Consider the following 18,526-nt stretch of genomic DNA (forward strand, 5'->3'; position numbering starts at 1 on the left):
CGGCGCTGGGGGCAACTTTATTTGGCTTATGCTTTGGGAATGCTCATCATCGAACGCGCCGAGATTTATCTGCTGAGGTTACCGCTCAAATTCCGCTTCGAAACCAGTTTCGGGGTGCAAACCGAAAAGCAGGTGCCCCTGCTGGTCTTGCACGGCGGCGGGCTGACCGGACTCTCTGAGGGCGTCAGCGAACCTTTGCCGATGTACCGCGAAGAAACCACCGTGGGCGCACTCAATTTTCTGACCCAGGGCGCTTTGCCCGCCGTGCTGGGCCGCTCCTTTGCCAACCCCGAAGCGGTGGGCGCGGCACTTTCAGCTTGGCGCGGCAACCGGATGGCCAAAGCCATGCTGGAAATGGCCGCCTGGGACTTGTGGGCGCGGCAACTCGAAACTCCGCTGTGGCAACTGCTGGGCGGCAACAAGACGGCGGTGGAAGTCGGCGTGTCGCTGGGCATTCAGGCCGACGCGGCGGCCACCGTAGACAGCGTGGCCAAGCACAACGCGCAGGGCTACCGCCGCATCAAGCTCAAAATCAAGCCAGGCTGGGACGTGGAGCCGGTGCGGGCGGTGCGTGAGGCGTTCCCCGACTTGCACTTGACCGTGGACGCCAACAGCGCTTACACGCTGGCCGACAGCGCCCAGTTGCAAGCGCTCGACGAGTTTAAGCTCGACTACATCGAGCAGCCGCTGGCCTGGGACGATCTCCACGACCACGCCACCTTGCAGTCGCGCCTCAAGACGCCGATTTGCCTCGACGAGAGCATCGCCAGCGCCGCCGATACTCGCAAAGCCCTCACGACTGATGCGGGACGGGTCATCAATCTGAAGGTGGGGCGGGTCGGTGGCCACAGCGAAGCGCGGCGGGTGCATGACGTGGCCCAGAGCTTCGGCGTGCCGGTCTGGTGCGGTGGGATGCTGGAAAGCGGGATTGGGCGGGCGCACAACATTCACCTGTCCACGCTGCCCAACTTCACCAAACCCGGCGACACCGCCAGTGCCAGCCGTTACTACGCCGCCGACACCATTAATGAACCGCTGGAAGCCGAGAACGGTCTGATGCCAGTCCCGGCAGGCGCGGGCATCGGGGTGACTCTCAACCGCGACTTCGTGGAAGAGCGGGCCGATTACCACGAGGAGTTCGGTCTTTGAAGGAGCCGATTACTCGGCCAGCTTTCACCATCCGCAACCTTCACACCGCGCGGGAGATGGTGGTGCTGGAAGACCTTCAGCGGGCAGCCTGGGGATACTCCGAAACCGCCGTGCATCCCCGCAATATCTTCCGCATTCACGCCCATCTCGGCGGAGTGGTGGCAGCAGCTTTTCCGGTGGACGAGACGGGTGAGGAGTGCGGGCCGGCCTTCGGTTTCGTCTACGGCTTTCCGGCTTATCAGGGCGGGCGCATCTGGCACCACTCGCACCTGCTGGCGCTGCGACCCGACTGGCGCGGACACGGCGCGGCGGTAGCACTCAAGCACCACCAAGCCCGCCGTGTGCGCGAGATGGGCCTGACCAAAGTGACGTGGACGTTCGACCCGCTGGTGGCCCGCAACGCCCGCTTCAATTTGGGCAAGTTGGGCGCGAGGGCCGTCTCGTATCACCCCGAGTGGTACGTGGCCGAGGACCTGCCCGCCGACCGCTTGATGATGGAGTGGGATGTCAGCGCGGAGCATTCGGAGCGGCCCCCGCCGAAGCCGCAAGGCGTCCGGGTACTGGAAGCGCAGGGCCAGACGCCCGGTGCACCCGATCTCAGCGCCGACGCGCCCAAGTTGCTGGCCGAAGTGCCGCTGAACGCTTTTGAGCTTCCCTCTCCCCTGACGCTGGCGTGGCGGCTGGCGCTGCGAGACGTGCTGGGGCATTACCTCGCCTCGGGCTACGCCGTCACTGATCTGGCGCGGGAAGGCGAGCGGGCGTTTTATGTGCTGGAGCGGGTGGAGTAAAAGAGGGCGCTCAATTCAACTTGGTTTGCTCTGCCTTGGGCTGTTCAGCTTTCACGGCGTCTTTGGTCAAATCCACCGGGGCAGCGTCCACCGTTTTGTCTGCTGGCTTGGCTTTGTGTGGGCCAGCCGCATTTTTGCTGCGTTCCTCGGCCCGGCGGCGCAGCTCGGAGGCCAGATCGGTAAAATCGCTGGCACTCGGCAAAATATTTTTGGTCGTCTTTTTGGCTTCCTGCACCACCTGAGTGCGCTGATCTTTGTCAAACGGCAGGCCAAGGCGCTTTTGCTCGAAATACTGCTCGGAGAGTCGCCCCAGCGCGTATGTCCAGCCGTAGACGGCGGGCGCGGTGATCAGGCCGCCCACAATCGGCAGGGCCAGCTTGGCGAGGCTGCGCATCACCTGACGGGCCACCATCCCGTAGGCCACCGTGACGCCGAGTTCCTGAATAATCTCGCGGGCACGCTCGGCGGTGATCTCGAAGCCGTAGACCTTGCCCACGTGCAGCACCATCTTGATTTGCAGCGGGGTAATCAGCAGCAAATCGGCGAACGGCAACGGCTCGACGGCCACCGCGCCTGCCAGCAGCGCAGCGTTTCGAATCACGCCTTCGGCGTTTTCCTCACGGGACTTGTCCGCATCAATGTCAAAGTTGAAATTATCGAGTACTTGCTTGAGAAGCGGCAACATAAGCGCATGCTAGCGCCCATATCCTCAGAAAGAATGGGCGGCGGCCTTTAGCTGGGCTTGTGGTGCTGCGCCGCGCCCGCTGAGCTCCCGTCTTCCGGTTCCTGCGCCAGCGCCTGAAACAGGGGGCGCAGCGACTGCATTTCCCGCGTCACACTGACCCACACCAACGAAATGTCGAGGCCGAAATAATCGTGGGCCACCAAATTTCTCACGTCGCGCAAAGTGGCCCAAGGAATCTCTGGGTGGGTGTCTTGCAGGCGCTGCGGTAAGTATTTGGTGGCCTCCCCTATGCGCAGCAGCCGCAGCAGCACGGCGTCGCGGGTCAGCGAATCGGCGCTGAAGCTCTCAAAGGTGTGGGCCGCCGTGTACTCCCGCAGGGCGTCTATGTCGCTGAGCAGTTCGTAGACGCGCCACTTCCAGCGCTTGTGGCCCCGTCTCGGCGGATGCAGCTTGGGATCGAGGGCGTCCACCGCGTCCAGTAGGACTTCGCGGCTCAGGGGGGGCTTGAGGGCCGCTTCGGTCACGGCGTCGGTGCGGTAACCCAGCAGGTGTTCAAAAAAGTCGCGGGCGCGGGCCAGCGTCAGGAGTCCTGCGCCCGCTTCGAGGTCAAGCAGCACGTCCACATCCGACTCGGCCCCAGCTTCTTGCCGCGCCACCGAGCCAAAAACCCGCACCCGCTCAACGCCCAAGTCCTGCCACTCGCTCCTGCGCTCACGGATGAGAGCCACCACCTCAGGCAACTCGGGGCGCGGCAGTCGTGAGTGCGTCACTCAGTTGACCTTGCTGCCAGTCGGACGCGGCGGCAGGCCGTGGGCGTGGGCTTTTTTGAGGGCGTCAAAGGCCTTGCCTCTATGGCCCACGGCGCGTTTTTCTTCCAAGCTGAGCTGCGCCATGCTGCGTCCATCCGGCAGCCCAAACAGCGGGTCGTAGCCGAAGCCACCTACCCCACGCGGGCCTTCCAAAAGTTGGCCGTCCACTTCTCCCCGGTACTCCTCGATGTGGCCATCCGGGTAAGCCAGCACCAGCACGCTGATGAATTTGGCGCGGCGGTCTTGGACGTTGCGGGTGCGCTCCAGCAAATACAAATTGCGTTCATGGTCGTCTTTGCGGTTACCGAAACGGGCGCTGTACAGGCCCGGTTCACCGCCCAGAGCGGCCACTTCCAGCCCCGAATCGTCGGCCAGCGCGGGCAGCCCAGTATGCAGAGAAGCAGCAGCCGCCTTGATCATGGCGTTTTCAGCGTAGGTGCTGCCGGTTTCTTCGGGCAAGCTGTAATCGCCCAACGGCTCAAGCTGCCAGCCGAGGCCGGAAAGTGCTTCTTCAAATTCAACGACTTTGCCGAGGTTGCTGGTGGCCACCACCACGCGCAAGGGAGGTTGGGACAGTTCTGGGTTGGATGGACTCATGCGCTTAGTGTAAGGCCCGCCGCTGATCGACAAGGGCCAAGTTTCTCACATCTAGCGCTCAGCTTCGCCCTTGACCTTTTGCCCACTCACCCGCATCTCGGCCGGCTGCAAGTCGTCAGCCTCGCCGTACTTGACGCTGAGGTAACGACGTCCAGCTTCCAGCTTGCGGGTGTGCTGCTGGGCCTGCGCGTCGCTGATAGACCGCATCCGGCGCTCGATCAGGGTCAGTTGCTCGGAGAGCAGCACTTCGCCGTAAGCCAGGCCCGAACCCGTCACCCGCAGGTCTTGGTAAGCCGAGAGCGCGGTGGGCAAATCATCGTCGGCCGCTTGGCGGGCGTCATGGGCCTCGCGGGTCAGCACCCCGCCAGCCGCCGTGGCCCGCAGCGCGTCGCGGATGGCGGTGGCCGAAGCGTTGAGCTTTTGGCGTAGCGGCGCACTCAGGCTTGCGCCCGCTTTGAGGGTCAGGTGAGCCAGCTTTTGAATGCGCTCGGCTTCCAAGGTGGCAAATTCGGTGCCCACATCACTGCGGGGCAATGCCGCGCCGCCACTCCGCAGCACCGCCGCTTGCCGGGTTTGCCGCCGAAACTTGCCAAAGGCCAGCACCACGCCCGCAATGGCCAGAAGCATCAACAGCGTGGCCACCAAGCTGCCTTTGATGCCAGCAAGAATTAAGCAGATCAGCAGCACGGCAATCAGTCCGAGGCTCAGCGCCCCCACCACGATCAATCCCAGCGTGTCTCCGGCGCGGCCTGCTAGGTAAGCGGCTTGGCCAGCAATTGAAGTGGGCTTGCCGCCGCTGAGCCACTGCTGGTCGGGCCACTGCTGATCGTCTGAAGTTGGGCGCGGTGAAGGAGAAAGTGACATGTAAACGCTCCGCTGAGAAGTGAGAGAAGAAAATTTGCCGAGCTGCCGAGAACCACTCAAATCCATGTTCAGAGTACGCCCCCAACCTGAGGAGAGTTCCCGCTTCCTGCACCTTTCTTGAGCTGCTCGGCCAAAGCCTGCCAAGGTTCAAGCTGAAAATAAGTGTGGCCCAGCGGGCTGGTACTCGGCAGCACCCAGACTTCAGCTCCCTCCAGTCGCTCGGCTCGCGGGCCATACGGCAGCTTGCCTGTGGGCAGGCCCAGCACCTGACTGGCTCCGCGCTTGCTGGTAAAGGCCACCACTTGGGGGCTGTAGTAGGCAATCCGGGCACGCAACTCGGTGGGTTCCCACGCCTCTGAGGGCAAGCTGGCGTCCACGCCGCTGTGCTTTTTGGCCACGTCGGTCAGGCCGATGCCAAGCGCCAGCAAAGCCGGAAACTCCTGCGGCTTAAAGAGGTGCGGCGTCAGGCCCACTTCAAACAGCACCCGCCAGAACTTGTTTTGTGGATTGGCGTAGTAAGCACCTGCTGCGGCGCTGATGCGGCTGGGCGCGGTGCCGATCAGAACCAGCTTGAGGCCGTGCGCGAGCAAGTCGGGCACCAGGTGGCCCGCGCCGGACGGCTTAGGCCCGTGCTCCGGCTCAGTCGTCGCTGTAGCGCTCATCTTTGAAGGGATCTCCGCGCATGTGATAGCCGTTGCGCTCCCAAAAGCCGGGGGCGTCGGCGCTGATAAATTCCAGGCCGCTGATCCATTTGGCACTCTTCCAGAAATACAGGTGCGGCACCACCAATCTCAGCGGGCCGCCGTGCTCGGTTTCCAGCGGCTTGTCGTCAAAGCGGTAGGCCAGCAAGTTTTCAGGACGCACGAAGTCGTCTAGGCTCAGGTTGGTGGTGTAGCCGCCCACCGAATGAATCATCACGTGACTGGCTTCCGGCTTCAGGCTCAGCAGCGGCATGATGTCGGTTACGCGGATGCCTGTCCAGGTGGTGTCGAGTTTGCTCCAGTGGGTGACGCAGTGGATGTCATAGGTCAGGGTGGTTTGCGGCAGGGCACGCAGCTGCGGCCATGAGAACTCCCTCGCCTCGGCCAAGCCGGATATTTTAAGGGTGGCGTCTTCCAGCTTGTAGCGCGGCGCGGGGCCGTAGGTCAGCACGGGGAACCGGCTGGTCAGGCTTTGGCCGGGGGGCACACGCCCGTTCATATCATCGGCGGGTTTCTTGAAAAATTTGCCAAGCATACCGCCATTTGAGCGCCCGCCGCGCCGCCCTTTGGTAAGCCGCCTCGCCTTCGCCGTGCCAGACGGGGTTAATCTCAAGTTCATTTCATGCCTGCTTCATGTCTGCTTAAGGCGCTATCACGTTCAAGTCAGCTTGAAGCGGCAAAGTGAGGGAGATGAAGCAGATCAATAAGGGACTTTTGGGACTGATCGGCGCGGCTACGCTGCTCTCGGCTTGTAGCGTCACCGTGACCCCAGCGCCCAATGGGGGCGGCAGTTCGGTGACTTTGAACGCCGTTACTTCATACAACAGCGAATACACGCTGGCCAGCAGCACAGTGGATCAAAATGGGCGGACGTTGGCGGCGGGAACGAACGTTATTTGCGACGACCGAAATACGCAACTGCAAGTCGGCGTCAGTTGGACAGGGGGCTTACAGCGCATCGGGATTCAGTTTACGGGCGTGAAATACGGCCAAACCACCAAACAACGTATTTTTGGTGACCGCTACAGCTCTCCCGATTATTCGGGCAATGGACTGGCCACCATTACTATTGGGTCGGGCGTCGCTCCGCTTAAAGTCAGCAGCGGCCTGAGCGCCCAAAGCATCGTCCCCACGCCGATCAATACCACTTACGTGAAGGGTTACACCTACGTTCAGGCCATTGGCGAAGATCAAAATGGAAACGTCAGCAACGTCGTCGAAAGCGTGACAGCCATTCCAGTTGTCAACTGCTCGTAAACTTTTCGGCACTCCGCCTCTCTCAAGCTCAACTTTTCAAGGAGAACACCATGAAACTCAACGCCAAAATGCTCTTGCCCGCCCTCGCATTACCCCTCCTCCTCGCCGCCTGCGGAAGCGCCAGCACCGGCTCCGGCACGGTCAAATTTAACGACTTGAAAACTGAGTACAGAGACGCAAATGGCAAGTACGTGGCCTGCGACAACACCATCAATCAAGATGGCAGCACCACCACCATTACCAACGTGGGCGTCTATTACACCGCTTCGGGCACTGTCTCCAGCGTGGGAATCAATTTGTTGGGTAATACGGGCAGCACCTATGACGCCAACTACAGCGCAACCGTTCAGGGCAGCAATTTACAAAGCATCGGCGGCAATGACTTCAAAACCATCTTCACAGCGAACTCGTCCGACGGCCTTCTGCCTCAGGCGATTGTGGTCAAGCCGAACGCCAACGTTAACATCAAGACGGTCACGGCGAGCAACCGCGCTGGCGGTGCCAACAGTGGCAGCGGCTTCTATGCCAAGCTGACCATCAACGGCAATGGTCAGACCGCCAGCACCAACAGCAACTCGGCTTTGCTGCCTTCCATTCCGGTGTACGTTAACTGCACCGTGACTGCTGTAACTGGGGATAAACTCTAAGCCCTCAACATTTCATCTGCCGCCCATCGTGGGCGGTTTTTTCGTTCTGCTCCCCCACCGCCGCCGCACGCTACACTACACCTCAAGATGTCCAACTCAAATACCGCCTCCAAAGACGCGCTCTACTCTTCGTGGCTCACTTTGCTGTCGTGGCTGGAACAAGAAGCGGCCCCGCGCGGCCTGACGCTAAGCAAAGTCGCCGACTTCCCCGATTACATCTACCGCATGGAGCGGCCCTACGATCTGCCCACTACCATCATGAGTGTCAGCCTCAACCGGCCCGACATGCACTCGCCGCAGGATCAATCGTCATCGGGCACTGCGCAACTGGGAACTGGACAAGCGCTGTTCTTGGCAGCAGTCAGCCCAAGGCACGTGGATCTGGGCGGGGTATCGCTGAGGGTCATGGGCGGCAGCAAGCACTGGCACCTTCACGCCCATGACGGCCACCTGCTGGAAGGCAAACGGCCCTTCACGCGGGCGCGGCTCTCCAACATCCTCGACGGCGTGCAAGAAGGTCTAGAAGCCTAAAATTGATTCTCCCCACGCGGAGAGAGAAATTTAAAACACAACGCAGGGCTGGGAGCAAAAGTAAGGAAAAGACGTAGCGCAGTTGAATGCGGTAGCGTTAGCCATCGCCGTGCCAATTCGCGCGAGCAGAATATTTCCGGCCCAAGCAGTCGAGCAAGTTTTCCAGTTGGCCCTCCAATTTCGACCTTCGCCTCACGCCTGCGCCCAACAGAGTGGGGCCGCTATACTGGAAGTTCTTATGACCAGAGCCAAGATTCCCATGACCAAGCGCGGGCACGACAAGCTTGCCGAAACCCTCAACCACCTCAAGACCACCCGCCGCGAACAGATCAGCGAGTACATGGGCAGCGCTCTTGCCGACGGCGACTTGCGCGAAAGTGCCGCTTACGACGAAGCCAGAATGCAGCAGTCTGAAAACGAGTCGCGGATTATCGAATTGGAAGACCAGTTGGAACGTGCCCAGATTATTGAAGAAAACGCCCAAAACGGCGTGGGGCTCGGCGCAAAAATCAAAGTCAAGGACGAGCGCGGCACTGAACGCAGCTTTGAGATTGTCGGCACGTATGAAGTGGATGTCCTCAAGGGGCGCATCAGCGATCAGTCGCCGATTGGGCAAGCCCTGACTGGTTGCCGCCCAGGCGACACGGTGACGGTGCCGCTTCCCAAGGGCAGTGCCAAATTTACCTTGCTGGAAGTGACTTACGAATAAAACCTGGTGAACTCACCAAAAACCGCACCTTCTTAGATGAGAAAGGCGCGGCTTTTGGTGGTGGGCAGACAAACAAGGCTAGGCCCGCATCCGTAAGGGTTCGTCACGACGTAAAAAAGCGGCGGCCCCCGCAATAGCCAATAGAGCGAGGTTCAGAGCAAGCCAGAGGCTCAACAACACCACGATGAGATTCATTTAGGTTTTTTATTGTACAGCTCATCTTGAGTCAGGTTTGTAAAAAACCAGACAAATGATGAAAGGGGCTAGCAGAGCGGTGTTCTACGCTTCAGCCACCAGCGTTGCCGCCACTTCAGCCAGCAGGTCAGGCCGGAAGCGCTGACCGGTGGCATGTTCAAGCTGCCGCGCCAGCACGCGGGCTGGAAAGTCCGGAAGGCTGAGTAAGGTGGCTCCCACCCGCTGCACTTCGCGGCCCGCTTTGCCGCTCAAGTCAAGGACGGTGTGGTAAGGCTGTACCAGATGGCTCGGCAAAGTGCCGCCCGTGATGACCAAGAAGTCGGCCTTTTCAGCGAGGCCGCGCAGGGCGGCGTCTTGGCGGGTCAGAGCGAAAGCCGCCAGACCCGCTGGCAGATCACGCGACATCGCTTCGGCTTCGCGGTGCGAGTCGGCAACCACCGTGATGGCCTTGAAGCCCATACGGGCCAGCCCCAGTCCCAAGCGTAAATCGGCAGCCGAGCCGATCAGGACGGCGTGCGCTCCTCTAGCGGCGTAACTGCTTTCCTGCACGGCGCTCAGCAGCGCTTCGGGAGCGGCGTAGGTGCCGCGCGGCCCGCCGGTAAAGGCCAGCGCGTCGGTCAGTCCGGCGCGGCGGGCATCGGGGTCAAGCTGGACTTGCTCGGCGGCTTGGGCCTGCAAGCTGGGATGCAGCAGCGCTCCGGCAAAGCCCAGCGCTTCGCAGGCGCTCAGCACTTCCGGCAAAGGCGCGGCAGGCACACCGAGCGTCACCAAGCCGAATTCACGCAGGGCGCGGGCAGCAGCGGCAGAGTAGCCGATCAGCGCCAGAGCGCTCTCGCCTTGCACTGGGGCCATTACAACACGTCCTCGGCGCTGCCGCGTTTGCGGAGGTTGTTTTGGGTTTTGCGCCAGCGCAGGCCGCGCACGATCAACGGAGCCAGCGGGCTGAGCGGCAGTTCGTAGCCGGGAAACCAGACTTTTTCGCCGCCGAAGTTTTCTTTCATGCGGTAGACCCCGAAGCTGTGCTTACCTTCATCGAGCTTACGCGGAATGCCCCAGAAATCAAAGCTGCGGTAGCCGCGCTGCTGGGCGTCTTGCATCGCGCCCCAGTAAAAGGCAGTGGGGGCTTTGGCGTCTTTGCGCTCAGCGCCCTCAGCGCCGCTGCCCTCAGCAGGCCGGTCATCTTTGATGCTGCCGCCGAACAAGTAATTGGTGATCGCGCCCATCGCCAGGAAAAAGCCCCCCGCCAGCGCCCGCCCATCGTGCCGTGCCAGCACGATGTAAGCGTCACCGCCGCCACTGGCCCCCGAGCGCAACATGGTCAGGTAGTACGGTTTGGGAAACGCGCCGAGCTGGGCACGTTCGTTGGTGGCGGTAAAGATCGTCCAGAACTCCTCGAACAACTCCTCGCCGCCCGACACCACTTCCACCCCAAATTTCTGAGCGGTCTTGACATTGCGCCGCGCCATGCTGTGCAAGTTGCTGAGCAGCTCAGCAGGCGGGCGCATCAGATTAACGGTAATGGTGTGTTCGGGCTGCTCAGCTTCGGTGCGCCGCCAAGGGCCAATCTGTTCGGGAATCAATTCGGGGGTGCGGGCAAACGGCGGCTCGATTTTGATGAGGGTGTCGGTGGGCCGCGCCAGTTTGCGCAGGGCAGGCGCGAGGTCGGGAAGCTGGGCCATACTGCTCAGCACCGGGCCGCGCGGCGCGTAGAGCAAATCGAAACCCGGCACCAACCGCTTGCGGATCAGTTGAAGCGCTCCGACAATTTGCCCCTGATCTTGGATGAAGTAGCGCGTCGGCACCTGGCCGAGTTCGCGGCGGGCCTCACCGTAGCCCCAGCCTTGCAAGGCGCTGGTGACAGGCAGGCGGGCCACCACTTCGTCGTAAGCGCGGGCGTCTTGGGTGGGAAGTAACTCTAAAGGCACGGTCAGGATTGTAGCAGGCAAGCGGTAGGGGTGACTTTGCCGGATCAAATCAGACGGCCCAAAACAGCACCCGGCAAAGCCGCTGAAGAATGGAGGCTGGCTCAAAGCAAAGTGGTCTTTGGAACGCTAAAGTGAGCAAGTGAAAAAATATCTGTTGACTGCACTGCTGGCTCTCACCTCGCTGGCGGCGGCTCAGGCCACCACGCCTGCGCCTACTCTGCCCGCAACGCCCGCACCTGCTGCCGCGCCCGCTACCACCGCGCCAGCCATGCCGGCAACCGACCCCACCACCGTAGTGGCGACGGTGGGCGGCACCGACTACACCATGGCCGACTTTGACCGCTCGTTCCGCATGGCGGTGGCCCGCAGCGCCAACTCGCAGGGCATGCCCTACAGCAGCGATATGGAAAGCTCGTTCAATCAGTTCAAGCCGCAGTTTTTGACCACCTTTTCCCGTCAGCAGGCTACCTTGCAACTTGCCAAGAAAGCCGGATTCAAAAGTGACGACGCGGCCATCGATACCCAACTCAACACCGACCAAGGCCAGTTTCCCAGCAAAGAGGAATTTGATACCGCGCTTCAGGGCAGCGGCTTTGCCGACGAAGCCGATTACCGTCAGTCGCTGCAAGAGCAGCAGATCGTGGCGGCTTATCTCAAGAGCATTCAGACGCGCTTTAAGTTCAGCGATTCGTTGGTGGCCGGATTTTACAGCCTCAACAAAGCCAGCTTCACCCGCAAAGCCGAGGCCTGCGTCAAGCACATTTTGGTACCCACCGAAGCCGAAGCGCAGCAGATCGTCAAAGACCTCGCGGCAGGCGGCGACTTCGCCAAACTCGCGGCGGCCCAGTCCAAAGACCCCGGCAGCGCCGTGCAGGGCGGCGACCTCGGCTGCCTTGCACCGGGCGATACCGTACCGGAATTCGACAAGGCCAGCTTCGAGGGGCCGCTCAATCAGGTGCAGCTGGTCAAGTCACAGTTTGGGTATCACGTGTTGGTCGTGACCAAGCGCACCGACGCCGGAACCGCGCCACTGAGCGAAGTGGACAGCCAAATCCGCGACCAATTGGCCGGTGAAGCCGCCCAGAAGTATTTGGACGCCCAAGTCAACCGCCTCAAGGTGACGACTTACGCTGACCGCTTGCCCGCCGCCCCCGCGCCGACGGATGACGCTGCCCCGACAGACGCTGCGCCCACCACTACGCCTACCGCACCCTAAACTCCCTCCTTTATTTCAAACCGCTCACTTCAAATCGAGGTGAGCGGTTTTCAGTTTCCAAATTGATGGGTCTATCAGCGCCAGCACATCGGCCAGGCGTCTCAGGACAAAGTCCGGCACGGTACCTGAGGGCAGCGGGTGACTGGTAGGCAGATACGCGGCCCGCATTCCCGCCGCCTGCGGCCCAGCAATGTCGTTGCGCGGCGAGTCTCCGACGAACAACGTCTTGCCTGCCGGGACGCCCAGCCGCTCAAGGGCCAGCTCATAAATGCGCGGGTCGGGCTTGGCGATTCCGGCGGCCCCACTGATGATCAGGTCGTCGACGAGCGGCAGCAAACCGAGACGCTCCATCACGGTGTGCTGCATGGCAGTGCGGCCATTGGTCAGCACCCCAATCTTGAGGCCACGCCGCCGCAGTTCGGCCAAGACTTCGTGAGCGCCCACCATCAGCTTGACGGCGAGCGGCTTGTGTTCTCTGAAGTCGGCCAAGAGGGCAGCAGGATCGTGCGAAAGCTGATACTCGGCCACCAGCGCCGCGAACACCTCCGGCTTGGGGCAGTAGCCAAAATCGTCCAGCTCGGTGAAGCGCTCAGCGTACCCGCTCGGCAAGTCAAAGCGCTCCACGTGGCCCGGCAGGTACTCGGCAAGAGTGGCTGAGCGGTCATGCAGCGTGCCGTCCAGATCAAAAATGACGGCCCTGAAGATTAGGCTCCTCCGGTAGAGCGGGCCGTGACGTCGCTCAGCAGAATGTCTCTGGGCGCGTCCAGCACGAAGCGCACCGTCTGGGCCAGCGTCTGCGGCTGGATGAACGTTTCAGGGTCGTAGGGTTCGCCTTCTTGCCGCCGCACTTTTTGCTGCATGGCGCTGGCGGTGCGGCCCGGATAAATGCTGGTGACCCGCACGCCCGCCCCGCTCTCCTCGGCCCGCAGGGCGTCAGCCAGCGCTCGCAGCGCGAACTTGCTGGCGGCGTAACTGCCCCAGCCCGCGCCGGCACTCAGGCCCGCGCCGGAGTTGATAAAAACCACGCAGCCGCGCGTCTGACGCAAATTGGGGAGCAGCAAACGGGTCAGCTCGGCGGGAGCCACCACGTTGACGGCAAAGGTGTTGCTCCAAATGCTGTGGTCTTGCTCGGCAACTGGGCCGAGTTCCACCGTTCCGGCGTTGTGAATCAAGTTGGTCAGCGGGGGCAAGTCTGCGAGCGCCGCCGCAAACCTCTCAGGCCGCGCCAGATCGAGCAGCAGCGGGCGGGCATCGGGCAATTCGGCGCACAGAGCGCTCAGTTTGGCTTCGTCACGGCCTTGCAAGATTAGGCGGTGGTCGCGGCAAGTCTGGGCCAACGCCGAGCCGATGTCGCCGCTGGCTCCGGTGATGAAGGTCGTTACAGTCATGAGGGCAGTCTAACCAGCTTAGAGACAAAAAAGCGCTCTTGGAACTCCACGGCTGCCAGCAGCTCCGCGTCTGTCCAAACCGTGCCGGAGCGGGCCACGATCAGTTTGTCTTCGGTGTCGTTCTGGCGCACCACGACAGCCACCACCACGCCCTGTGCTTCGGCCAGTGGGGTTGTCCAGCCCAGCAAGTAAGCGTCTATGGGCAGCCCGTCGCCGCTGAGCGTCTGGGGAAGTTCGCCGGAGTTGACCGGGTAAATGAGACTGGGCCAGCGCGGGTGGCGACTGCCGAGGGGCCGGTCAACCACCACCCGCACGATTTGGCCGAGGTAAGGCGTGAGATCGGGACGCATAGCCAGAAGGTACAAGCTGGGCCGCGCTCTAAGCTAGAGTTGAGCCAATGGGCCTCAGCGACGATCCGTTTACCTTTCAGGCCACCAAAGACGGGCGGCTGCGGATTTCGCGCGGCCTGAATGTCGTGACGGTGTTGGGCGGTCAGCGGGCCGAAAAACTGCTCCAAGCGCTCAGCGCCGCTGAAGACATCGACGCTCAGCAACAGCTTCTCGCCCGCGCCACCGGCAACTACCGGCGCGGCAACGTCAATGCCAAACTTCAGGGCGGGAGCTGACCTCAGCCCTCGCTGCGGCGTAGAATCGCAGTCATGAATCCAACTTTTGTGCTTTCCGAAGCGGAGCAAACCAGTGCCAACAACGAACTCTTCGAGCTGCTGCGTATCCCCAGCGTCAGCGCCGATCCCAGCCACGTAGGCGATATGCAGCGGGCCGCCGAGTACTTGCAGGCCAAGCTCGCCACCCTAGGCTTCACGGCCCGTGTGGAAGCCACAGACGGGCATCCGGTGGTCTACGCCGAGCGCCTGAGCGATCCGGGCAAGCCTACCGTGCTGATTTACGGCCACTACGACGTGCAGCCCGAAGCCCCGATTGAAGAATGGTTGACGCCCCCGTTTGAACCCACCGTGCGAAATGGCCGCATCTACGCACGCGGCTCCACCGACGATAAGGGCCAAGCCTACGCCCACATTCGCGGCGTGGAGTTACTGCTGGCCTCAGGCGAGCTGCCCCTCAACGTCAAATTTTTGCTGGAAGGCGAAGAAGAAGTCGGCAGCAAGAATTTGGAGCCGTACTTGCAGCAGTACGCCGAGCAGCTCAAGTGCGACGTGATCGTGATTTCTGACGGATCGCGCTTCGCGCCGGACGTGCCGACCGTGACCTACGGCCTACGCGGGCTGAGTTACGTGGAAGTGCTGGTGCAGGGCGCAAACCGCGACCTCCACAGCGGCAGCTACGGCGGCGTTGCGCCCAACCCGATCAACGCCCTGGCCGAAATCATCAGCAAGCTCAAAGACGAGCAGGGCCGCATCACCATTCCGGGCTTTTATGATGGCATTGACGAAATCACCCAAGAAGAACGCGACCTGTGGGCCAGCTTGCCGCACAGCGACGCCGAGTTTGCCGTCAGCATCGACGCCGCAGGACTTCCCGGCGAAGCGGGCTACACCACTTTGGAAAGAATCTGGGCACGCCCGACACTGGATGTCAACGGCATTTGGGGCGGCTATCAGGGCGAGGGCAGCAAAACCGTGATCGCTGCCAAGGCCGGAGCCAAAATCAGCATGCGGCTGGTGCCTGGTCAAGACACTGAAAACATCACCAAACTCATTCAAGACTACGTTCCGAAGATTGCCCCCGCCGGCGTCAAGGTGGAAGTGCGGGCGCTGCACGGCGGCCAACCCGTCAAAATCGACCTTGACAACCCTTACGTGCGGGCGGCGGGCAAAGCGCTCCAGCAGGTCTACGGCAAAGCGCCCGCCTTCACGCGCGGCGGCGGCTCGATTCCGATTGTGGCGGCCTTCAGAGAAATTCTTAAGGCTCCGGTGGTCTTGGTCGACTTTGGCCTCAACGAAGACGCTCCGCACAGCCCCAACGAGAGCTTTGCGGTGAAGGATTACCACAACGGCATTTTGACCAGCGCTTACTTGCTTCAGGAGCTGGCGCAGGTTGAGTAAGGGAGCGGCAAAAGCCAAGGAGCGGGGCCTGTCTGCTCGGAAAACCCCGTGAAGATCGGCTTTCTCTCCTCGCACGGGGGCAGCACGGCGCGGGCGGTGGTGGCGGCCTGCGCGGCGGGTGAGCTGGACGCCACACCTGCCCTGCTCATCAGCAACAACAGCGCGTCGGCGGTGATGCGGTGGGCCGCCGAGATCAACCTGCCCCGCCTTCACCTCAGCGGTGCGGCTTATCCTGACGCCGCCGAGTTGGACGCGGCCATCTTAAAATCTCTCCGCGCTCACCAAGTCGACACCGTCATTCTGAGCGGCTACATGCGCGAACTCGGCCCGCTCACGCTCAGCGCGTATAAGGAGCGCGTCCTCAACGTGCATCCCAGCTTGCTGCCCAAGTACGGCGGGCGCGGGATGTACGGCGACCTGGTTCACGCAGCGGTGCTGGCAGCGGGCGAGCGCGTCAGCGGCGCAACCGTACATCAGGTGGAGGCGGGCATAGACGAAGGCCCCATCGTGGCGCAGTCGCGGGTGGCGGTGCTGCCGGACGACACGGTGGCGAGCCTGCGTGCCCGCGTGCAGGCCAGTGAAGGCCCGCTGATGATTCAGGCGCTCGGAGCGCTTTCGGCCGCCCGCGAAACGCCAGCATGCTGAAACGCAAAGTCTTTGACCGCCGCAATTGGCAGCGGGTGGTGGGCGGCGGCGAGCAAACCACTTTGGTGGTGCCGAGCGGCGTGATCGTCGACTACCGGGCAGGTGAAGTCCACAGCCCGCTGCTGGTGCCGTTTGAGAACCGCACCCTGCGGATTCTGGACACCGGCTACCGCTGGGTGCATTACGCGCCTACGGCGGCCAAGCACGCCCTGACCCTCCAACTCGACGAAACGGGGCATATTCGGCAGCTCTACATCGATATCGGCGAGGCGAGCGGCGTTGGTACCGAGGGCCTACCGTGGATAGACGATCTCTATTTGGACGTGGTAGGGATAGTGGAGGTGCAGCCGGGCGGCCAGTGGCATGTCACCAAAACCGAAGTGCTGGACGAAGACGAACTGGACGAAGCCCTGCGGCTGGGCCACATCCTGCCCAAGCAGTACACCGCCGCATGGAGCGGGGCCCACGCCGTGCTGAGCGCCCTCAAGGCCCATACGTTCGCTCCTTTGGACGTGCTGCGCCGCTACCTCCAAGACCCTTACACCTAGCGCGGGCCAGGCAGGGACTTGCATCTTCACCCCGTAAAGCGCTAACTTGCTTGGCGCTGGAACGGTGTCCGAGTGGTTGAAGGAGCACGCCTGGAAAGCGTGTATAGGTGCAAGCTTATCGAGGGTTCGAATCCCTCCCGTTCCGCCAAAAGTCTGACGCACAAACTGAAGTGGGCCGCCTCAAATTGAAGGCGGCCCACTTCGGTTTGGCGAGTGCTAGAACCTTCCTGCGGCAATCACACCGGGAAGAAAAGTTCTTGGTGGGAGCCAGTCGCGCCCGCTTTGAACGCTCGATAAAGCGAACATGCGCCGCGCCATCAAGTCAATTTCACAACGCTCAGCCGTTATCCAGCGCCTGCACCCGCCGCGTGGCTTCGTCCAAAATGGCTTTCACGTCGCCAGCGCTCTGGGCTTCCACATAAACGCGCACCACCGGCTCGGTGCCGGAAGGCCGGAACATCGCCGAAGCGCCGCCCGACAGAGTGAGCTTCACGCCGTCGCGGGTGTTGACGCTCTCCACGGCGTGGCCCGCCACTTCGCGGTACGCCGCTGCCCGGCTGAGCAACTGAGCTTTGTCGAAGGTGCTGCTCAAATGCAGGTCGTTGCGGTCATATACGTGCTTGAAGCCGACGTCCGCTTCGAGGTCGGCGAACAGCTCGCCGAGGCTCTTACCACTCATGGCCACCGCTTCGATCAGCAGGAGGCTGTTGAGCAGGCCGTCACGCTCAGGAATGTGGCCGCGTGACGACAAGCCGCCGGACTCCTCGCCGCCGATCATTACGGCTTTTGTTTCGTCGGCTTGCCCTTCCAAAAAGGCGTCGGTGATGTACTTGAATCCCACTGGCGTTTCCAGAAGTTCAAGGCCCAGCTTGTGGGTTAGCAACTCGATTATCCGGCTACCCGACACCGTTTTAACCACCCGTCCCCGCAGACCGCGCCCGTAGAGGTGCTGGATGAACACCGCGAAGATCTGGTGGCTGTTGAAAAACTGCCCGCCCGCCGTGACCGCTCCCACCCGGTCGGCGTCCCCGTCGGTGATGACGGCAAACGTTTGGCCCGTCTCGTGGCTGAGGGTGTCCATCAGCGCCGTTAAATTCTGCGGAATCGGCTCGGGATTGACCCCGCCGAATAGTGGATCCGGCTCGCCGCGCACCTCACGCAACTCAAAGCCAAACTGCCGGCTCCGCATGTAAGCGCCCAGCCAGCCCGCCGCCGCGCCGCCCATCGCGTCGTGATACACCACGCCCCGGTAAGCGCGGAGAGCGCTCAAATCGAGCTGACGGTCAAGCTGCCCGAAATACGCTTCACGGATGTCCAGGGGCTGAATGTCACCGACTGGCCCGTTGTACGGCTCAGACCGCGCGAGGGCAGCTTCCACTTCGGCCACCATCGCGGGCGTGGCGCTGCCGCCGTAAGACCCCTTGAGCTTGTAGCCGCTGTACTGCGGCGGGTTGTGAGAAGCAGTAATCATGACGCCGCCCGCCGCGCCCAAATGCAGCGCCGCGAACGAAAGGGCAGGTGTGGGCAGATACTCACTCGCCAGCCAGACCCCTAAGCCCTGCTGGGACAGCGTTTCGGCCACCACCCGGGCAAAGTCACGGCCTCCAAAACGCGGATCAAAGCCCACCACCACCGAGCTGCCGCCCGCCGCCCTGAGCACCTGAGCGTGGGCCTGCGCCACCGTTCGCAGATTGGCGTAGGTAAAATCCTCGGCGATGATGTCACGCCAACCGTCGGTTCCAAATTTGATGGGCATAGCTGTTTCTCCAGTGCTGTTTTGGGTGACCCACTGCCGCCGCAAAAAAACCCTAAGTGGCACGGCAGCAGATCTCGCGTTCATAGCCTAGCA

General features: G+C 62.1%; 23 protein-coding genes and 1 tRNA gene. 12 read left to right on the plus strand and 12 right to left on the minus strand.

From position 1 onward, the window contains the following. Nucleotides 1-39 precede the first annotated feature (39 nt). Nucleotides 40-1,149: an o-succinylbenzoate synthase gene (gene menC, locus EHF33_RS04205; protein ID WP_124868167.1), complete on the plus strand. Its 1,110-nt coding sequence runs from the start codon at nucleotides 40-42 to the stop codon at nucleotides 1,147-1,149. Further along, nucleotides 1,146-1,937 carry an acyl-CoA acyltransferase gene (locus tag EHF33_RS04210; protein WP_241191251.1) on the plus strand — a complete coding sequence of 264 codons (792 nt, stop codon included), beginning with the start codon at nucleotides 1,146-1,148 and terminating at the stop codon, nucleotides 1,935-1,937. Before menC ends, EHF33_RS04210 begins: the two co-directional genes overlap by 4 nt. Nucleotides 1,938-1,947: 10 nt before the next feature. On the opposite strand, the gene EHF33_RS04215 is transcribed toward EHF33_RS04210, so the two are convergent. The 6 genes from EHF33_RS04215 to EHF33_RS04240 form a co-directional block, all read right to left on the minus strand. Next, on the minus strand, nucleotides 1,948-2,622 hold the full coding sequence (locus tag EHF33_RS04215) for a YcjF family protein (RefSeq protein ID WP_124868169.1): 675 nt from the start codon (nucleotides 2,620-2,622) through the stop codon (nucleotides 1,948-1,950). A gap of 47 nt (nucleotides 2,623-2,669) precedes the next feature. Next, nucleotides 2,670-3,392: a HepT-like ribonuclease domain-containing protein gene (locus EHF33_RS04220; protein WP_124868171.1), complete on the minus strand. Its 723-nt coding sequence runs from the start codon at nucleotides 3,390-3,392 to the stop codon at nucleotides 2,670-2,672. Then, nucleotides 3,393-4,028, minus strand: coding sequence for an RdgB/HAM1 family non-canonical purine NTP pyrophosphatase (gene rdgB / locus EHF33_RS04225; protein ID WP_124868173.1), 636 nt, complete (start codon nucleotides 4,026-4,028; stop codon nucleotides 3,393-3,395). It abuts the gene before it with no gap. Between the two features lie 51 nt (nucleotides 4,029-4,079). After that, entirely contained in the window at nucleotides 4,080-4,892 is an 813-nt protein-coding gene (locus tag EHF33_RS04230; protein WP_124868175.1) for a hypothetical protein, read from the minus strand. Between the two features lie 68 nt (nucleotides 4,893-4,960). After that, nucleotides 4,961-5,554: a mismatch-specific DNA-glycosylase gene (locus EHF33_RS04235; RefSeq protein ID WP_124868177.1), complete on the minus strand. Its 594-nt coding sequence runs from the start codon at nucleotides 5,552-5,554 to the stop codon at nucleotides 4,961-4,963. Continuing rightward, nucleotides 5,532-6,128, minus strand: a complete 597-nt coding sequence (locus EHF33_RS04240; RefSeq protein WP_124868179.1) for a sulfite oxidase-like oxidoreductase — start codon at nucleotides 6,126-6,128, stop codon at nucleotides 5,532-5,534. Before EHF33_RS04240 ends, EHF33_RS04235 begins: the two co-directional genes overlap by 23 nt. Nucleotides 6,129-6,283: 155 nt before the next feature. Here EHF33_RS04240 and EHF33_RS04245 point away from each other — a divergent pair, with 155 nt between their 5' ends. From EHF33_RS04245 to EHF33_RS04260, 4 genes are all read left to right on the plus strand, one after another. Continuing rightward, entirely contained in the window at nucleotides 6,284-6,850 is a 567-nt protein-coding gene (locus EHF33_RS04245; protein WP_124868181.1) for a hypothetical protein, read from the plus strand. A 50-nt stretch (nucleotides 6,851-6,900) separates the two neighbouring features. After that, nucleotides 6,901-7,497: a hypothetical protein gene (locus EHF33_RS04250; protein WP_124868183.1), complete on the plus strand. Its 597-nt coding sequence runs from the start codon at nucleotides 6,901-6,903 to the stop codon at nucleotides 7,495-7,497. A gap of 87 nt (nucleotides 7,498-7,584) precedes the next feature. Next, on the plus strand, nucleotides 7,585-8,028 hold the full coding sequence (locus EHF33_RS04255; protein ID WP_124868185.1) for an NADH-quinone oxidoreductase subunit 15: 444 nt from the start codon (nucleotides 7,585-7,587) through the stop codon (nucleotides 8,026-8,028). 238 nt (nucleotides 8,029-8,266) lie between these two features. Continuing rightward, nucleotides 8,267-8,737: a transcription elongation factor GreA gene (locus EHF33_RS04260; RefSeq protein ID WP_124868187.1), complete on the plus strand. Its 471-nt coding sequence runs from the start codon at nucleotides 8,267-8,269 to the stop codon at nucleotides 8,735-8,737. 279 nt (nucleotides 8,738-9,016) lie between these two features. Here the strand turns inward: EHF33_RS04260 and EHF33_RS04265 are convergent, their stop codons facing one another. Further along, nucleotides 9,017-9,784, minus strand: a complete 768-nt coding sequence (locus tag EHF33_RS04265) for a shikimate dehydrogenase (protein WP_124868189.1) — start codon at nucleotides 9,782-9,784, stop codon at nucleotides 9,017-9,019. Beyond that, entirely contained in the window at nucleotides 9,784-10,857 is a 1,074-nt protein-coding gene (locus tag EHF33_RS04270) for a lipid II:glycine glycyltransferase FemX (RefSeq protein WP_124868191.1), read from the minus strand. Before EHF33_RS04270 ends, EHF33_RS04265 begins: the two co-directional genes overlap by 1 nt. A 139-nt stretch (nucleotides 10,858-10,996) precedes the next feature. Between EHF33_RS04270 and EHF33_RS04275 the strand changes: the two genes are divergently transcribed. Then, a complete protein-coding gene (locus EHF33_RS04275) occupies nucleotides 10,997-12,073 on the plus strand; it encodes a peptidylprolyl isomerase (protein WP_124868193.1) in 1,077 nt (358 codons plus the stop codon). Nucleotides 12,074-12,097: 24 nt separating this feature from the next. On the opposite strand, the gene EHF33_RS04280 is transcribed toward EHF33_RS04275, so the two are convergent. From EHF33_RS04280 to EHF33_RS04290, 3 genes are read right to left on the minus strand one after another with little or no spacing between them, the layout of a single operon-like run. Further along, nucleotides 12,098-12,778 carry an HAD family hydrolase gene (locus EHF33_RS04280; RefSeq protein WP_124868195.1) on the minus strand — a complete coding sequence of 227 codons (681 nt, stop codon included), beginning with the start codon at nucleotides 12,776-12,778 and terminating at the stop codon, nucleotides 12,098-12,100. Continuing rightward, nucleotides 12,778-13,461 (minus strand): SDR family oxidoreductase, encoded by a 684-nt coding sequence (locus tag EHF33_RS04285; protein WP_124868197.1) that lies wholly within the window; start codon nucleotides 13,459-13,461, stop codon nucleotides 12,778-12,780. Before EHF33_RS04285 ends, EHF33_RS04280 begins: the two co-directional genes overlap by 1 nt. Continuing rightward, the gene (locus EHF33_RS04290; protein WP_124868199.1) at nucleotides 13,458-13,811 is read right to left on the minus strand and encodes an inorganic pyrophosphatase; all 354 of its coding nucleotides are present in this window, start codon (nucleotides 13,809-13,811) and stop codon (nucleotides 13,458-13,460) included. Before EHF33_RS04290 ends, EHF33_RS04285 begins: the two co-directional genes overlap by 4 nt. Before the next feature lie 47 nt (nucleotides 13,812-13,858). Between EHF33_RS04290 and EHF33_RS04295 the strand changes: the two genes are divergently transcribed. The 5 genes from EHF33_RS04295 (at nucleotide 13,859) to EHF33_RS04315 (ending at nucleotide 16,825) form a co-directional block, all read left to right on the plus strand. Then, nucleotides 13,859-14,086: a hypothetical protein gene (locus EHF33_RS04295; RefSeq protein ID WP_124868201.1), complete on the plus strand. Its 228-nt coding sequence runs from the start codon at nucleotides 13,859-13,861 to the stop codon at nucleotides 14,084-14,086. A 33-nt stretch (nucleotides 14,087-14,119) separates the two neighbouring features. Further along, on the plus strand, nucleotides 14,120-15,484 hold the full coding sequence (locus EHF33_RS04300; protein WP_124868203.1) for a dipeptidase: 1,365 nt from the start codon (nucleotides 14,120-14,122) through the stop codon (nucleotides 15,482-15,484). Between the two features lie 48 nt (nucleotides 15,485-15,532). Beyond that, nucleotides 15,533-16,129, plus strand: coding sequence for a phosphoribosylglycinamide formyltransferase (purN, locus tag EHF33_RS04305; protein ID WP_124868205.1), 597 nt, complete (start codon nucleotides 15,533-15,535; stop codon nucleotides 16,127-16,129). After that, a complete protein-coding gene (locus tag EHF33_RS04310) occupies nucleotides 16,123-16,677 on the plus strand; it encodes a ribonuclease FAU-1 family protein (RefSeq protein WP_241191252.1) in 555 nt (184 codons plus the stop codon). The genes purN and EHF33_RS04310 overlap by 7 nt, the downstream gene beginning before the upstream one ends. A gap of 58 nt (nucleotides 16,678-16,735) precedes the next feature. Beyond that, nucleotides 16,736-16,825: transfer RNA gene (locus tag EHF33_RS04315), tRNA-Ser, on the plus strand. 189 nt (nucleotides 16,826-17,014) lie between these two features. On the opposite strand, the gene EHF33_RS04320 is transcribed toward EHF33_RS04315, so the two are convergent. After that, nucleotides 17,015-18,433: a phosphoglucomutase/phosphomannomutase family protein gene (locus EHF33_RS04320; protein WP_124868207.1), complete on the minus strand. Its 1,419-nt coding sequence runs from the start codon at nucleotides 18,431-18,433 to the stop codon at nucleotides 17,015-17,017. Nucleotides 18,434-18,526 lie beyond the last annotated feature (93 nt).

It is taken from the genome of Deinococcus psychrotolerans (genome assembly GCF_003860465.1).
GTDB classification, from domain to species: Bacteria; Deinococcota; Deinococci; order Deinococcales; family Deinococcaceae; genus Deinococcus; species Deinococcus psychrotolerans.

Coding starts and splice junctions, on each gene's coding strand:
- menC (WP_124868167.1), top strand. CDS start 40: ATGCTCATCATCGAACGCGCCGAGATTTATCTGCTGAGGTTACCGCTC.
- EHF33_RS04215 (WP_124868169.1), bottom strand. CDS start 2,622: ATGTTGCCGCTTCTCAAGCAAGTACTCGATAATTTCAACTTTGACATT.
- rdgB (WP_124868173.1), bottom strand. CDS start 4,028: ATGAGTCCATCCAACCCAGAACTGTCCCAACCTCCCTTGCGCGTGGTG.
- EHF33_RS04230 (WP_124868175.1), bottom strand. CDS start 4,892: ATGTCACTTTCTCCTTCACCGCGCCCAACTTCAGACGATCAGCAGTGG.
- EHF33_RS04235 (WP_124868177.1), bottom strand. CDS start 5,554: ATGAGCGCTACAGCGACGACTGAGCCGGAGCACGGGCCTAAGCCGTCC.
- EHF33_RS04240 (WP_124868179.1), bottom strand. CDS start 6,128: ATGCTTGGCAAATTTTTCAAGAAACCCGCCGATGATATGAACGGGCGT.
- EHF33_RS04245 (WP_124868181.1), top strand. CDS start 6,284: ATGAAGCAGATCAATAAGGGACTTTTGGGACTGATCGGCGCGGCTACG.
- EHF33_RS04250 (WP_124868183.1), top strand. CDS start 6,901: ATGAAACTCAACGCCAAAATGCTCTTGCCCGCCCTCGCATTACCCCTC.
- EHF33_RS04255 (WP_124868185.1), top strand. CDS start 7,585: ATGTCCAACTCAAATACCGCCTCCAAAGACGCGCTCTACTCTTCGTGG.
- EHF33_RS04260 (WP_124868187.1), top strand. CDS start 8,267: ATGACCAGAGCCAAGATTCCCATGACCAAGCGCGGGCACGACAAGCTT.
- EHF33_RS04265 (WP_124868189.1), bottom strand. CDS start 9,784: ATGGCCCCAGTGCAAGGCGAGAGCGCTCTGGCGCTGATCGGCTACTCT.
- EHF33_RS04285 (WP_124868197.1), bottom strand. CDS start 13,461: ATGACTGTAACGACCTTCATCACCGGAGCCAGCGGCGACATCGGCTCG.
- EHF33_RS04290 (WP_124868199.1), bottom strand. CDS start 13,811: ATGCGTCCCGATCTCACGCCTTACCTCGGCCAAATCGTGCGGGTGGTG.
- EHF33_RS04295 (WP_124868201.1), top strand. CDS start 13,859: ATGGGCCTCAGCGACGATCCGTTTACCTTTCAGGCCACCAAAGACGGG.
- EHF33_RS04300 (WP_124868203.1), top strand. CDS start 14,120: ATGAATCCAACTTTTGTGCTTTCCGAAGCGGAGCAAACCAGTGCCAAC.
- EHF33_RS04310 (WP_241191252.1), top strand. CDS start 16,123: ATGCTGAAACGCAAAGTCTTTGACCGCCGCAATTGGCAGCGGGTGGTG.
- EHF33_RS04320 (WP_124868207.1), bottom strand. CDS start 18,433: ATGCCCATCAAATTTGGAACCGACGGTTGGCGTGACATCATCGCCGAG.